A 14278-nucleotide genomic window follows, 5' to 3' on the forward strand; every position below is an offset into this window, starting at 1 on the left:
CAAATCCCCTATCTAATTAAGATAGCTAAAAACAATATATTGACCATTCATCAATAACTTAGCTCTACTATGGCATTCCTGCTCGCTTCACAGCCACCACATTCTCCGTGGAACCATCAGCAGTTCATGGAAATATTTTCAAATATTCTGTTGACAGAGAAAAACTCAATCCCTATAGTATGCGCTTCCTTTCGGGGGCTATAGCTCAGCTGGGAGAGCGCTTGCATGGCATGCAAGAGGTCGGCGGTTCGATCCCGCCTAGCTCCACCAAGAATCGAAAGAAAACAGTTTTAGGTCCCCATCGTCTAGAGGCCTAGGACACTGCCCTTTCACGGCGGTAACAGGGGTTCGAATCCCCTTGGGGACGCCATATTAAGGCAAACCAATATTTACATTTATTGGGTGTTTACAAAAAGGCGGTGAGATATCTCACCGCCTTTTTTGTTTTTCATGTTTGTCTTCCTTTACTTCGCTATGATGCTCACAGATAATCAACCAACGTTTCCAATGGTGGTTGACATGACATTCAAAGTTTCTTCAGGTAAGTTCTTTCGCACATCTATATCCAGAGTCACTTTCATTCAGATTTTGAGTTTGTTTTCGATGCTTATTTTAATGCCATCAGTGAAAGCAAATGAGGAAAACACAGAATCCTTTGTTGCTGAATTTGAGATTCTTACTGAGGATAATCTTTCTCAGTATGTCAGCCAGATGAGTCAGCGTTATTACGAGCAGGTGGAATTGCTCAATAAATATTTTCAGCTATACCAACAAAAAAACGATCCTCGGGGATTTAATGTCTGGCATCTGAGGGGCTTTACACCGAACTTTAGCGCGATAAATGCTGAGAATCAGCTGATTGCAGCTGCCAACGACAAATTTCTGGCGGAGCGGCCTGAAAAAGCATTAACCACGATTTTTGCTGAACTTAGGGATGTCTCTGTCAATCTGATGGTGGCTTTTCGCGATAACGATCCACAGGCATTCAAATTGGCGAAGGCAAAAGTGAAAGAGCATAAAGAACAGATTGCTACCTTGCTCAAAGCACATAATCTGGATAAAGAAATCCAGGATATCTCGTTGAACTAACGCACCCTTCTCAGCATAAAGATGCCTATACCGGCAAAGATAATGGTTGGCAGGGATGCTGCCAGCCAGGGCAATACTCCAAATACCAGCCCCATATGCTGAAAGCTCTGGTTAAACAAGTGAAAACCTATTCCCACCAGTACGCCAACCAGAATACGTCCACCAATCGGTGCAGAACGTAATGGACCAAAGATAAACGGTACGGCTAGAAATACCATCACTGCTGAGCTTATCGGCATCATAATTTTGCTCCAGAATGCCAATTGATATTGCCCAACAGCCTGATGGTTGGATTTCAGATAGGAAACATATTCAATCAAGCTCCATACCGGTAAAAATTCCGGTGGTACTACAACCACATTCAACATGCCAGGATTGAGCTTGGAACGCCATTTGGCTCGCTCAATCGATCGGACTTCTATACCACCCTCATCTATGGTGCTTTGCACCACATCAAGCATCAGCCATTCATTATTCTCATAACGGGCTTCTCTGGCTTGGGTAACGATACGTAATTGATGTTTGTCGTCAAACTCATAAACCTTGACACCTTCAAAGCGGCCATCGCGATGAATACGCTGAATATGATTGAAATGGTTGCCATCACGGGTCCAGAAGCCATATTGAGTTTGGCTGCCTTCTGTTCCGGTTTGCGCCACGGTCTGAATCTGCATGGCTTTCTGTTCGGTCATGGGTCTGATTAATTCACCAATGATTAATGCAATGATCATCAAAATACCAGCAACCATCAGGACTGCTTTGTTGATATCTTTAACGGATACCCCCGCTGCCCGCATCGCCACTAATTCGCTTTGAGATGCCAATGTACCAAGCCCAATAACACTGCCTAACAGAGCAGCAACAGGAAGCAATTCATAGATTCGTTTTGGCATAGATAAAGCCAGATAAGCCAAAATATTGCTCAGCTGATAATCACCTTTTCCCAGGTCATCCAGCTCAGCGATAAAATCCATAAAGGTATACAGCGACATCAAAACCACTAAAACTAAAGCGGTACTGCCTAGAATCGTTTTACTGATATAGCGTTGCAGAATCATGCTGTTTTGGGTCGCTTACGTTGATGCCAGAGTCGTTTGAGATTTTGCCGGTTTTGTAATATCAGCATAATGCCAATCATTAATAAATGTACCCAAATCGCCCCGAACCAGGGAGCCAGATCGCCCTTTTCCACCCAGGCCCGGGTGACACCTAATAAATTACTGTAAATCACATAGACCAATACTGCGGGGAAAAAGCCGGCATATCGCCCTTGCCTTGGACCTGTATGCGCTAACGTAATGGCAATGACACTCAAAATAACAGTCATAACCGCGCTGGAGACACGCCACTGAATTTCGGCCAGATCCTGCGGTTCACCACGCTCCCAGAGCTCGGCTGTGGGTAAAGACTTATGCCGTTCGCGAACCTGTACTGATTCACCACGTTCAATTAACATGCTATGTGTTGCATATTTGGCAATACGAAAATCCAGATCACCGGCATTGCCTTCATAACGATAACCATCTTCCAGAATCAGATATTTATCACCACTTTCAGTTTCAATCTCAAATCGTCCACGCTCGGCTCGGAAGATCAGCGGCTTCTCGTCACGATGAATTTCAATGAAGATATTTTCCATATGGCTTTTATCTTCGCTGAGCTTTTGCGAATAAAAAGTCCAGTCACCACTTTGGCTTTCCTTAAAACTGCCCGCCACCAGCCCGGTGGTATTGGCCGCCACCTTGGCTTTCTGTTCAATTTCATAGCGCCCGGATAAGACATCAGGAACAATCAACAGGGCTAATACACCCGTGATAATTGCCATTGCGCCACTGAATATGACAACATTTCGCAATATGCGGTTACCATCAATACCGCAGGCGGCAATCACCGTCAGTTCGTTATCCGAGCTCATTCGTGACAAACTGAGTAGCACCGCCAGAAATGTGCCTATCGGCAACAAAATGGATAGCGCGCCCAGCGAATTAAGCCACAATAAATTAAAGATAACTTCAGCTGGCAAATTACCCACAGCGGCCTGAGCCAGATAACGGGCAAAGCGGGTTGCCACGTATATCAGCCATAGCACACCGATAACCGCTGTCAGTGAAAGTAAAAACTCTCGCAGCATATATCGGTCTATCAGGCTGAAACGCTCAACAAATAATCGTCTTAGGGCGGGCATTATTCAGTGGTCTTCGTTAGAATAGGCAGTCAGTTCGCTGCAGTAAAAAGCGCAGTCTAAACCATCTACATCAACAGGAGAAATCCATGCAGTATTTTGTGACCAAAGATGTTTTGCCAACGCAGTCGATTGACTGTATTGCCGTCGCCGTATTTGAAGGCAATCAACTGAGTCCAGCAGCAGCCACTTTAAACACCGCCAGCAATGGAACCCTGCAACGTGTTGTCGAACGTGGCGATATCAGTGGTAAACCGGGTCAAACATTGTTGTTACAAGATATCGAAGGTATTTCGAGCCCTCGCGTTTTACTGGTGGGCTGTGGCAAATTCGAAAAAACAACTGAAAATGACTTCAACACAGCCTGCATTACAATGGCTAAATGGTTAAATGACAGTGCTGCCACACAAGCCGTCAGTTGTCTGGCTGAAACGCCAGTCAAAGATCGCAGTACTGCCTGGAAAATCCGTCAAACCATTATCAATACGGAAGCTGCTTTATATCGTTACAGCCAAACCAAAAGTCAGTTCAAACCGGTAGATAAACCGCTGGCCAAACTGGGATTTATGGCTACTGAAGCCGATATTGACGCATTGGAGAAAGCTTGTAAAACCGGTGCAGCTATTGGCAAAGGCATGAATCTGGCGCGTGAACTCGGTAACTTGCCGGGCAATATCTGCACACCAACCTATCTCGCAGAACAAGCAATAAAGCTGGGGAAAGATTTAGACAATCTGGTGGTTGATGTACTGGAAGAAAGTGATATCGCCGAATTAGGCATGGGTTCATTCTTATCTGTCTCACGCGGTAGCCGAGAGCCTGCAAAACTGATCACCCTGAATTACGGTGGTGGCGGTAACAGCAAACCCATCGTTTTGGTGGGTAAAGGTTTAACTTTTGATGCGGGCGGTATTTCGCTTAAACCCGCTCCCGGCATGGATGAAATGAAATACGATATGTGCGGTTCGGCCAGCGTATTAGGCACCATTCAAGCCGTTGCCGAATTGCAGTTGCCAATCAATGTCATCGGGGTCATTCCAAGCTCTGAAAATCTACCGGATGGTGATGCCAACAAGCCCGGTGATGTGGTGACCAGCATGTCCGGTCAAACCATTGAAATATTAAATACTGATGCCGAAGGTCGTTTACTGTTATGTGACGCGCTGACCTATAGCGAACGTTTTGAGCCCGATACCGTCATTGATATCGCTACCTTGACCGGTGCGATTATTGTTGCATTGGGCAGTAACGCTTCCGGTTTGATGGCTAACAACCAGGAGCTGGCAGATGACCTGCTCAAAGCCGGTAACGATAGTTTTGATCGTGCATGGCAATTGCCGTTGTGGGATGACTATCAGAAACAACTGGATAGTAACTTTGCCGATATCGCTAATGTCGGTGGTAAAGAAGCTGGCAGTGTCACAGCCGCATGTTTCCTGTCTCGCTTTACTGAAAAATTCAAATGGGCGCATCTGGATATCGCCGGTACGGCATGGAATGGCGGCAAAGAAAAAGGTGCCACAGGACGTCCTGTACCTTTATTGATGCAATATATTCTGAATCGTCTGGAAGACTGATAGCACATTCATGACTAAAGTCAGTTTTTACATTTTAGGCACAACCGATCCGCTTGACCGGCAGCAATTTGCCTGCCGGTTGGCGGAAAAAGCTTATCAGCAAGGCCATCAAGTGTTTATTCACACTGAAGACCAGGCTCAAAGCCAAGCCATGGATAAGGCTTTATGGGCTTTTCGGCCAGACAGTTTTGTGCCGCATCAGATTTTAGCGGCTGATGACGAAATTAATGCACCGGTTTTAATCAGCCATGAAAATACTGCACCACCTAAATTAATGGATGTATTGATCAATCTAAACCCGACTCAGCCACTATTTTTCAGTCAGTTTGAACGGCTGGCCGAAATTATTAATGGCGATGAAGAAATCAAAAAACAGGGCCGCGTCCGTTATCAGTTTTACAAAGATCGTGGCTATCATCTCGATACGCATCAAATAAACAATTAACGCAATCCGGCTCACTCATGACCGGGCACACATTAAGCGGGTATAATGCCCGCTTTTCTTTTTCCGAACAGATAAACGCAGAGACGCATGGACAAAACCTATAACCCCGATGCAATAGAACAGCGCTGGTATCAACAGTGGGAACAAAACGGCGAATTCAAACCTTCTGGTGAAGGCATGCCCTATGCCATTATGTTGCCACCGCCCAATGTCACCGGCAGTTTGCATATGGGTCATGGGTTTAATAACACCATTATGGATTTGCTCACCCGTTACCACCGGATGAAAGGCGATAACACACTGTGGCAGCCGGGTACTGATCACGCCGGTATCGCCACCCAGATGGTGGTAGAACGTCAGTTAAATGCCGAAGGCAAAACGCGACATGATTTAGGGCGTGAGGCGTTTATTGAGCGGGTCTGGGATTGGAAAGGCGAATCCGGTGGCAATATTACCCGTCAGTTACGCCGTCTGGGATCCTCTCTGGACTGGTCTCGTGATCGTTTCACCATGGATGACAATCTGTCCGAAGCCGTGAAACATGTGTTCATCAAACTGCATGAAGAAGGTTTGATTTACCGTGGCAAACGGCTGGTGAACTGGGATCCGGTTCTGCATACCGCCGTATCCGATCTCGAAGTATTATCCGAAGAAGAAGCTGGCCATTTATGGCATTTCCGTTATCCACTCACCGATGGAAGTGGTCATCTGGTGGTCGCCACGACCCGTCCTGAAACCATGCTGGGTGATACGGCCGTTGCGGTACATCCGGAAGACGAGCGTTATAAACAGCTGATTGGCAAAACCATCACGCTACCTTTGGTAGGACGTGAAATTCCAATCATCGGTGATGATTATGTTGATCCGGAATTTGGTAGTGGCTGCGTTAAAATCACCCCGGCGCATGATTTCAACGATGCTGAAGTTGGTCACCGTCATAATCTGGAACAAATTAATATTCTGACGATTGATGCCGCCATTAATGACAATGCGCCGGAAAAATATCGTGGTCTGGATCGCTATGCAGCCCGCAAACAAATCGTTGCCGATTTAGAGGCTTTAGGATTACTGGAAACCATCCAGGATCACAAACTGATGGTGCCGCGTGGCGATCGTTCAAATGCCGTCATCGAACCATTATTGACCGATCAATGGTATGTCAAAGCGGATGTACTCGCAGCACCCGCAGTTGAAGCGGTACAGTCAGGCAAAATCAAATTTGTCCCGGCCAACTGGGATAAAACCTTTTATAACTGGATGGATGGCATTCAGGACTGGTGTATTTCACGGCAAATCTGGTGGGGCCACCGCATCCCGGCCTGGTATGACGAACAGGGCAATATCTATGTTGGAAAGGATGAAGCCGATGTCCGTAAAAAACACCGGCTGGCTGACACTATCAGCCTGAGACAGGATGAAGATGTTTTAGATACCTGGTTCTCTTCTGCTTTATGGCCCTTCTCCACTTTGGGTTGGCCGGCTGATGATGCCGCATTGAAAACCTGGTATCCGACCAGTGTATTGGTCACCGGTTTTGACATTATCTTCTTCTGGGTTGCCAGAATGATGATGATGGGTATTAAGTTTATGGATGAGGTGCCATTCAAGGAAGTGTATATCCATGGTCTGGTCCGTGATTCGCATGGCCAGAAAATGTCGAAATCCAAAGGTAATGTTTTGGATCCCATCGACATTATTGATGGTATTGATCTGGAATCACTGGTTGCCAAACGTACCAGTGGCATGATGCAGCCCCAACTGGCTGCCAAAATTGAAAAAGCCACCCGCAAGGAATTTCCAGAAGGTATCGCACCGCACGGAACTGATGCGCTGCGTTTCACTTTTGCCTCATTAGCCACCACTGGACGTGATATCAATTTTGATATGAATCGTATTGCCGGCTACCGCAATTTCTGTAACAAACTATGGAATGCGGCGCGTTACGTATTAATGAATACCAAAGATCAAGATACGGGTATTGATAACGCTGACGTTGAGTTAAGCCTGGCTGATCGCTGGATCATTTCGTTATTGCAACAGACTGAACAGGATGTTACCCGTGCCATCGACAGCTACCGCTTTGATTTGGCGGCGCAGGCAATTTATGAGTTTATCTGGAACAACTATTGTGACTGGTATCTGGAACTGTCCAAACCGGTCTTAAATAACGATGCAGCCAGTGACGCCGCCAAACGTGGTACCCGCCGTACCCTGGTTCGGGTGTTGGAAGCCACACTGCGTTTAGCGCATCCGTTTATGCCGTTTATTACCGAAGAAATCTGGCACACCATCGCCCCGTTAGCCGGTAAAACAGGCTCAACCATTATGCGTGAGGCCTATCCGGTAGCTGACAGCAGTAAAATTGATAGCACTGCTGTTGCTGATATGGAATGGGTGATGCAGTTTATTAACGGTATTCGCTCTATTCGTTCACAAATGAATATTGCACCGAAAAAACAATTACCAGTGCTGCTCAAGGATGCCGCTGACATTGATAAACAACGTTTACAGGATAACCACGACTTTATCAGCCGATTAGCCAATCTGGAGTCTGTAGAGTTTCTGGCTGGTGAAGCGCCTGCAGCTGCTACCGCACTGGTTGGCAAAATGGAAATCCTGATTCCTCTGGAAGGCCTGATTGACAAGGATGCTGAAATTGCCCGTCTGGACAAGGAAATCAGCAAACTGGATAAAATCATCAAACAATCCGCTGGCAAACTGAGTAATGAAAACTATGTTGCCAAGGCACCAGCAGATGTTGTTGCCAAAGAACGTGAAAAACTGACAGAACTGGAACAGTCGTTAAGTCAGTTACAGCAACAACGAACAGCGTTAGGCTAAAACGAACCGTCAAGTTCAGGAACTTCCCGCATAACCTAGTCGGTCAATATCAACATTAATAGCCGGTGTTTTCACCGGCTGCTATCTGTTGTAATAGAGACTATGACTACACAAGAATTTAATCCCAACGACGCTACCACCACCCCAATGACGCGGCTGCAGTTCGATAACCGTTTTGTAAGGGAGCTCCCCGCCGATCCGGATACTGAAAACGTTCGCCGTCAGGTGCTGGGTGCCTGTTATACCTTTGTGAACCCTACGCCTGTTGCCGAGCCTGAACTGGTCGCTTATTCCATGGATTTAGCCACCGACTTAGGCATCAGACCAGTGGATTGTGAAAGCCGGCAGTTTGCTAATGTGTTTGCCGGTAATGAGCTGCTTGAAGGCATGCAGCCGCATGCTATGTGCTACGGCGGACATCAGTTTGGCAACTGGGCCGGACAACTGGGCGATGGCCGTGCCATTAATCTTGGTGAAGTTCAGGATATTCACGGCCAGCTGCAAATGCTGCAACTTAAAGGCGCTGGTGAAACGCCCTATTCACGCTCTGCTGATGGCCTTGCCGTATTACGTTCATCCATTCGCGAGTTTCTTTGTAGTGAAGCCATGTTTCATCTGGGCATCCCCACAACCCGTGCTTTGAGTCTGGTGACCACCGGTGAAGGTGTGATCCGGGATATGTTTTACGATGGCCGCCCGCAAACTGAACCAGGTGCGATCGTTTGTCGGGTTGCCCCCTCATTCCTTAGAATTGGTAATTACGAGCTATTTAATTCTCATGGTGATATCGACAACCTTAAATTATTAGTCGATTACACCATTCGCCATCATTATTCGCATTTAGGTGAACCCTCCAAAGCGACATATCTCGCCTGGTTCAAAGAAGTGTGTGAACGCACGGCAGATTTGGTGGTGCACTGGATGCGTGTTGGTTTTGTGCATGGCGTATTGAATACTGATAACACTTCGATTTTAGGACTGACTATTGATTACGGCCCGTATGGCTGGATTGATAATTACGATCCCGACTGGACGCCAAACACTACCGATGCAACGGGTAAACGCTATCGGTTTGGTCACCAACCGCAAATCGCTCAATGGAATCTGTTACAACTCGGCAATGCTATTTATCCATTAATTGATGACGTCGAGCCACTGCAACAAATTCTGACTGATTACGTCAAGCTTTACACGGATAAATGGCAAAAAATGCGTGCCGATAAACTTGGATTGAATGACTATCAGGGTGACGCCGATCATGAACTAAATCAGCAGTTACAGAAAATTCTGTTACTGGCTGAAACCGATATGACGATTTTCTATCGCAATTTGGCAGACGTGTCGTGTGAACAAAACGATCTCAGTGATGAAGACCTACTGGCACCGTTAATGGAAGCGTATTACGCTCCTGAGGCCCTATCCAAAGAGGATAAAAAAGATATCTGCAACTGGTTGAGACGCTATCAGCTGCGTGTGCAGCAGGATGGCACCAGCGACCTTGATAGAAAAGCCAGAATGAATCGGGTAAATCCGAAATATGTGTTACGTAACTATCTGTCTCAACAGGCAATAGACAAAGCTCATGATGGCGATTACAGCCTGATTCATGAACTTTTAGAGGTCATGCACCGTCCTTATGATGAACAACCTCAGTATCAGCATTACGCAGCTAAACGTCCCGACTGGGCAAGAGATAAACCCGGCTGTTCAATGTTGTCTTGTAGTTCATAACCTAAGGAGTTAACCAGATGAAATTGATTAGCGTGCTGCTTGCAGTATCAGTTTGGTTTTTTGCTGTTCCGGCTTATGCTGCCAGCGTCACTGATAAAAAGCTGCAAATTGACAAAGTTGCTGAAGGCCTCGGCATCCCATGGGGAATGGCAATTTTGCCCGACGGTACGATGCTGGTGACCCAGCGCGAAGGCAAGTTAAGCCTGGTCAATCTTGATTCTGGGGATAAAACGGATATCAGTGGTGTACCTTCAGTTAAAGCACAAGGTCAGGGTGGCTTTCTGGATGTGGCTTTATCACCGGATTATGCTGAGAGTGGCTGGATTTATTTCACCTACAGCAAAGATATAGATGGCCAGGGCGCAACTACACTCGCCCGTGCAAAATTAGACGGCAATGCTATAGCTGATTGGAAGGATTTAATAGTCACCCAATCACGCACCAGTAAAGGCCAGCATTACGGTAGTCGGATTGTGTTTGATCAGCAAGGTCATCTGTTCTTCTCTATTGGGGATCGTGGCGAACGTGATATGGCCCAGGATCTTAACAATCACAACGGTACCGTTCTAAGGCTAAATCTTGATGGTAGTGTTCCGCAGGACAATCCTTTTGTCGGACAGGACAATGCTTTGCCGGAAATCTGGAGTTACGGTCATCGTAATCCACAGGGCCTGCATTACAACGCTGAAACACAACAGCTTTGGGGTATTGAACACGGTCCACGTGGTGGTGATGAAATCAATCTGATTGAACCAGGCAAAAACTACGGTTGGCCTGAGGCTTCCCATGGTAAGGAATATTATGCTCCTGTCTCTGTCGGTCAAGGCAAAGAAGTGGATGGTATGGCAAATCCGATAAAAGTCTATATTCCATCCATCGCTCCCAGCGGTCTGGTGCAGTATCAGGGTGAAGCCTTCCCGGAATGGCAGGGTGACTTATTTTCAGGTGCCATGGCGCTACAACATCTGAATCAGGTCAAAATTCAGAACAACGAAGCAGTCGATGAAACACGCTATTTACGAACTATGAATAAACGTATTCGTAACGTCATTGAAAGTCCTGAAGGCTGGTTGTATGTATCAACTGATGATGGCGAGATTTATCGGATACAACCAGCTGCAAACTAATATTTGATGTCCAGAATCAGATAACGATGACCACCATCCTGAACCTGGATAGTTACTTCGTCATCTATCTGTTTTTTCAACAACGCTTGCGCCAAAGGTGAATCCACACTGATATTCCCTTTGGCGTGATCAATCTCATCCGGGCCGACGATCCGGTATTGAACCTCTTCCGTATCATCCTTCAACAGCGTCACATACGCCGCAAAAAATACGGCTTCCTGATTATCCGGGATACGATCAATGGCCATCAAATCCGGAATACGTTTTTGCAGATAGCGGATCCGCCGATCAATTTCCCTGAGTTCTTTTTTACGATAAATATATTCGGCGTTTTCAGAACGATCGCCTTCAGCCGCGGCAGCGGCCAAGGCCTGAACTACATGCCTGCGCCGCTGCCAGCGCTCGCTCAGCTCCTGATTCATCCGGAACATGCCATCAGCAGTGATATAGGGTGATGATGCCATTATGCTGATTTATGAAGTCTTTCGTTCAGCAAGGATTCATTGATGGATGCACCAATACGTCCTGCAATTAAACGCATATCCGTTTCAGCATTTTCCAGACAACTGGTGCCTCCAGGGGATGGCGTCATATTGAAGACAATACCGTTTCCGGGGTTAATCTTGGCCTCACCCATCAACAACTTGGCATTCTTTTTATCAATCAACTGAGGCCTGACACCCCCAAAACCTTTGGCGAATTCAATATCTTTCAATTGCAGGCCAGGAACGATTTTGCGTGCATCTTTCAAAAACAGCCAGCGACGTAATAACGGCACTTCAAACAGGAAGTTTTTAAAGATGTAGTTGCGAATATCCTTGATACGGAACAAATCCCAGAAAACTTTAAGCACCCTGCTGTCCAGGCGCAGAACCCGCAGAAATTCAAAAAAAGTTTTATTGTTATAACGCTCTAACAATGGCAGTAACAATGCCGTGGGCCCAAAACGGGTTTTACCCTCGACCAGCACATCCGGATCACCATGCACCGCGGCAAATGGCAATGCATCATTCTGCACGGTATACACCTTGCCACGGAGCACTTGCGGGGTGAAATAAAAGCTCCCAGCGACAGGCAGGCAAGAGAATTCCAAGCCATAGCCCATCTTTTGTGCCAGCAGTAAACTATGTCCGCCAGCAGAGACCACCACGCTGCGAGCCTTAATGATTTTATCGCCGGTAACCAATGAAAATACGCCATCACTTTCGACAATATCATCGACTTCGCTGTTAAATAAAAGCTGGATTTGTTTGTCTGTTTTGGCTTTGGCCTTATCAACAAAGGCTTGCGATAAACGTTGATAGTCGACCGCACTGTAATCATCCAAAATAGCAAGTGCAACACAGGGTTCTGCCCGCATTTCACCATTTACCATGACGACGGCGGGTTCATAGGAAGCAATATCCGATTTTTCCAACAGTTTCATATTGGGAAAGACTTCACGGAAAGTCTGGTAGCGCTGGCGAAGCTGACGGCATTCCTGTTCACCGACACCTAAAACCATTTTGGGATATTTGAAAATGACCTGATCTACATTAGGTAAATCAGCAGCAAAATTCACCAGCATCTCAGCAGCCGCTTTTACCTTGGTCGCTTTCTCCAAGGTGTAATTGGTCTCAATATCACCGCAATGGATTGTCTGGCTGTTGTTACGGCCATTCGAGTTGACCTTGGCCACCCCGGCATATTTTTCCAACAGGACAATATCATTAAGATCAGTATATTCAGCCAGCATATACAGCAGCGCGGTGCCACAGACACCGCCACCGACAATGGCTACCTGATGAATTTGGTCTGTCATAAATTTTTCCGTGCTTAAACGACGGAAATTTTAGCAAAACGTTGCTCAGACCGTTTAAAAATATCACTTCATCAAGTTATATAAGGCGATAGTAGATCTATCTTACTCACTTGTATTTTGGCTTCTTATTGCCAGAAAATGACGGTATTGTTGAAAGAATCGCCTGTAACTCACTCCGTTTCTTTTTGCTTTTACCCGTTTTTTTGACAGCAGTTAATTTATCCACTTCACCCAGTAAACTATCCAACTGCGCAGTATCCGGAAGCGGCTCCTCTTGCGTTGGTGGGATCAGTGATAACTTTTTATCCGTTTGTGTCGATTGTAGCTTTTCAACATCTTTGAGTAATGATTCCAAACGCTCAGGTTCAGGCAAGTCGGGCTGTTCAGGAATATCAAAAACGGCAATTTCAGACTGTGTCTGTTTACGATCCAACTCTGCCTGAGCCTGTTCTGCCGCAAGTGCTGCAGCAAAGTCCTCTTCAGCCTGGCTCAGGTTTGACTTCTGAGTTATATCTTCAACGGGGGGGATTTCTCCAGCTTCATTTTCAGGGCTGTCCATATCCGGATTTGCCTCTGTATGAACTGATGTTTTAACGTCAATTTTTTCGGAAACGGTTGATTCAGGAATTTCATCAACCTTGCTGGGTGAAGTATTGTCGAGTAAATCTGAGACCCACTCATCATCGTTCGTATGTGTCTTCTCATCGTTAAGCTTGGGTTTCAGTGGCTCACTTTTATGCTCATTGGAGCCCATCAATGAAACCAGAGGTGCCTTTTTAACTTCAGAAATTAATTCCTGAGTCGAATTCATTCTGTATCCATTGGCTGTTGATAATTCGATTTCTTCCTCAATAAACTCAGGCATGTCATGAAATGCATAGGGTTGCTTATCTGATGCAGGAGACACCAAAGTTTTCTCAGTTGACTTTGCTGTTGAAACAAAATCCACTTCTGCATCCCTGTCAGAGCGATATGACGATGGGGATTTTTGTTGTTTAGCATCTGGCTGCGGGGAGGTGTCATCAGCTTTATCAAACTCAGTCTTTAAAGTATTGTCAGACTGTGCTGCTTCAATGTGATAGCTTTCTTCTTTATTCTCAAAAGACTCCTCCAGGCTGCTTTCTTTATCCAGAAAATCTGGAGAAAGACCGGGAGCTTCGCTGCTTACAGTGTGGCTTTCTTCCGCTTCTTCAATAAGCATTTCCCTAGATGGCTCACTATCAACAGCTTTTTCAATGGGTGGTTGTGTGGCGATTGCATGATCTCCAGCAAGATGTTGTTTCCTTGCTGCTTTCAGCCGTTGTGTTCGTTCACGTAATTTAGCCCGTAACTTCTCAATCTCATTAACAGGCTCATTCGTTTTGGATGCTTCCTTGACGATATTTTCATCGGCAGCTATTGCATCAATTGGTTGTGCCGACATTATGCCAGCCAATCGCTCTTCCTCGCTTTGGTAGTGACTTTCGGCTTCGGCTTCGGCTTCGG

11 protein-coding genes and 2 tRNA genes are annotated in these 14278 nt (G+C 46.1%); 8 read left to right on the plus strand and 5 right to left on the minus strand.

Annotated elements, in window-relative coordinates; all coding sequences use genetic code 11:
- Positions 1-194: 194 nt before the first annotated feature.
- The 3 genes from B2337_RS10600 (at position 195) to B2337_RS10610 (ending at position 1089) form a co-directional block, all read left to right on the plus strand.
- Positions 195-270: transfer RNA gene (locus B2337_RS10600), tRNA-Ala, on the plus strand.
- 24 nt (positions 271-294) lie between these two features.
- Positions 295-370: transfer RNA gene (locus B2337_RS10605), tRNA-Glu, on the plus strand.
- A gap of 149 nt (positions 371-519) precedes the next feature.
- Entirely contained in the window at positions 520-1089 is a 570-nt protein-coding gene (locus tag B2337_RS10610) for a hypothetical protein (protein ID WP_292415286.1), read from the plus strand.
- Here B2337_RS10610 and lptG read toward each other — a convergent pair.
- The gene (lptG, locus tag B2337_RS10615) at positions 1086-2147 is read right to left on the minus strand and encodes an LPS export ABC transporter permease LptG (protein ID WP_292358920.1); all 1062 of its coding nucleotides are present in this window, start codon (positions 2145-2147) and stop codon (positions 1086-1088) included. The genes B2337_RS10610 and lptG overlap by 4 nt on opposite strands.
- Positions 2144-3274 (minus strand): LPS export ABC transporter permease LptF, encoded by a 1131-nt coding sequence (gene lptF / locus B2337_RS10620; RefSeq protein ID WP_292358918.1) that lies wholly within the window; start codon positions 3272-3274, stop codon positions 2144-2146. Before lptF ends, lptG begins: the two co-directional genes overlap by 4 nt.
- An 86-nt stretch (positions 3275-3360) precedes the next feature.
- Between lptF and B2337_RS10625 the strand changes: the two genes are divergently transcribed.
- The 5 genes from B2337_RS10625 to B2337_RS10645 all read left to right on the plus strand — a co-directional run bounded on the left by B2337_RS10625 (position 3361) and on the right by B2337_RS10645 (position 10992).
- Entirely contained in the window at positions 3361-4848 is a 1488-nt protein-coding gene (locus tag B2337_RS10625; protein ID WP_292358916.1) for a leucyl aminopeptidase, read from the plus strand.
- A 10-nt stretch (positions 4849-4858) separates the two neighbouring features.
- On the plus strand, positions 4859-5293 hold the full coding sequence (locus B2337_RS10630) for a DNA polymerase III subunit chi (protein ID WP_292415288.1): 435 nt from the start codon (positions 4859-4861) through the stop codon (positions 5291-5293).
- 87 nt (positions 5294-5380) lie between these two features.
- Positions 5381-8134 (plus strand): valine--tRNA ligase, encoded by a 2754-nt coding sequence (locus tag B2337_RS10635; protein WP_292415289.1) that lies wholly within the window; start codon positions 5381-5383, stop codon positions 8132-8134.
- A gap of 102 nt (positions 8135-8236) precedes the next feature.
- Positions 8237-9865, plus strand: a complete 1629-nt coding sequence (locus B2337_RS10640; RefSeq protein ID WP_292415290.1) for a protein adenylyltransferase SelO — start codon at positions 8237-8239, stop codon at positions 9863-9865.
- Positions 9866-9882: 17 nt separating this feature from the next.
- On the plus strand, positions 9883-10992 hold the full coding sequence (locus B2337_RS10645) for a PQQ-dependent sugar dehydrogenase (protein ID WP_292415291.1): 1110 nt from the start codon (positions 9883-9885) through the stop codon (positions 10990-10992).
- Here the strand turns inward: B2337_RS10645 and greB are convergent.
- From greB to B2337_RS10660, 3 genes are all read right to left on the minus strand, one after another.
- On the minus strand, positions 10989-11456 hold the full coding sequence (greB, locus tag B2337_RS10650) for a transcription elongation factor GreB (protein WP_292415292.1): 468 nt from the start codon (positions 11454-11456) through the stop codon (positions 10989-10991). The two genes, B2337_RS10645 and greB, sit on opposite strands and share 4 nt — an antisense overlap.
- Positions 11456-12793 carry an FAD-dependent oxidoreductase gene (locus tag B2337_RS10655; protein WP_292415294.1) on the minus strand — a complete coding sequence of 446 codons (1338 nt, stop codon included), beginning with the start codon at positions 12791-12793 and terminating at the stop codon, positions 11456-11458. Before B2337_RS10655 ends, greB begins: the two co-directional genes overlap by 1 nt.
- Positions 12794-12899: 106 nt before the next feature.
- A partial coding sequence (locus B2337_RS10660) for a hypothetical protein (protein WP_292742582.1) occupies positions 12900-14278 on the minus strand: 1379 nt, incomplete at its 5' end.

It is taken from the genome of Methylophaga sp. UBA3192 (genome assembly GCA_002363955.1).
GTDB lineage: Bacteria > Pseudomonadota > Gammaproteobacteria > Nitrosococcales > Methylophagaceae > Methylophaga.

Excerpts from the sequence above, each read along its gene's own strand:
- B2337_RS10610 (WP_292415286.1), top strand. The coding sequence starts at position 520 with ATGACATTCAAAGTTTCTTCAGGTAAGTTCTTTCGCACATCTATATCC.
- lptG (WP_292358920.1), bottom strand. The coding sequence starts at position 2,147 with ATGATTCTGCAACGCTATATCAGTAAAACGATTCTAGGCAGTACCGCT.
- lptF (WP_292358918.1), bottom strand. The coding sequence starts at position 3,274 with ATGCCCGCCCTAAGACGATTATTTGTTGAGCGTTTCAGCCTGATAGAC.
- B2337_RS10625 (WP_292358916.1), top strand. The coding sequence starts at position 3,361 with ATGCAGTATTTTGTGACCAAAGATGTTTTGCCAACGCAGTCGATTGAC.
- B2337_RS10630 (WP_292415288.1), top strand. The coding sequence starts at position 4,859 with ATGACTAAAGTCAGTTTTTACATTTTAGGCACAACCGATCCGCTTGAC.
- B2337_RS10635 (WP_292415289.1), top strand. The coding sequence starts at position 5,381 with ATGGACAAAACCTATAACCCCGATGCAATAGAACAGCGCTGGTATCAA.
- B2337_RS10640 (WP_292415290.1), top strand. The coding sequence starts at position 8,237 with ATGACTACACAAGAATTTAATCCCAACGACGCTACCACCACCCCAATG.
- B2337_RS10645 (WP_292415291.1), top strand. The coding sequence starts at position 9,883 with ATGAAATTGATTAGCGTGCTGCTTGCAGTATCAGTTTGGTTTTTTGCT.
- greB (WP_292415292.1), bottom strand. The coding sequence starts at position 11,456 with ATGGCATCATCACCCTATATCACTGCTGATGGCATGTTCCGGATGAAT.
- B2337_RS10655 (WP_292415294.1), bottom strand. The coding sequence starts at position 12,793 with ATGACAGACCAAATTCATCAGGTAGCCATTGTCGGTGGCGGTGTCTGT.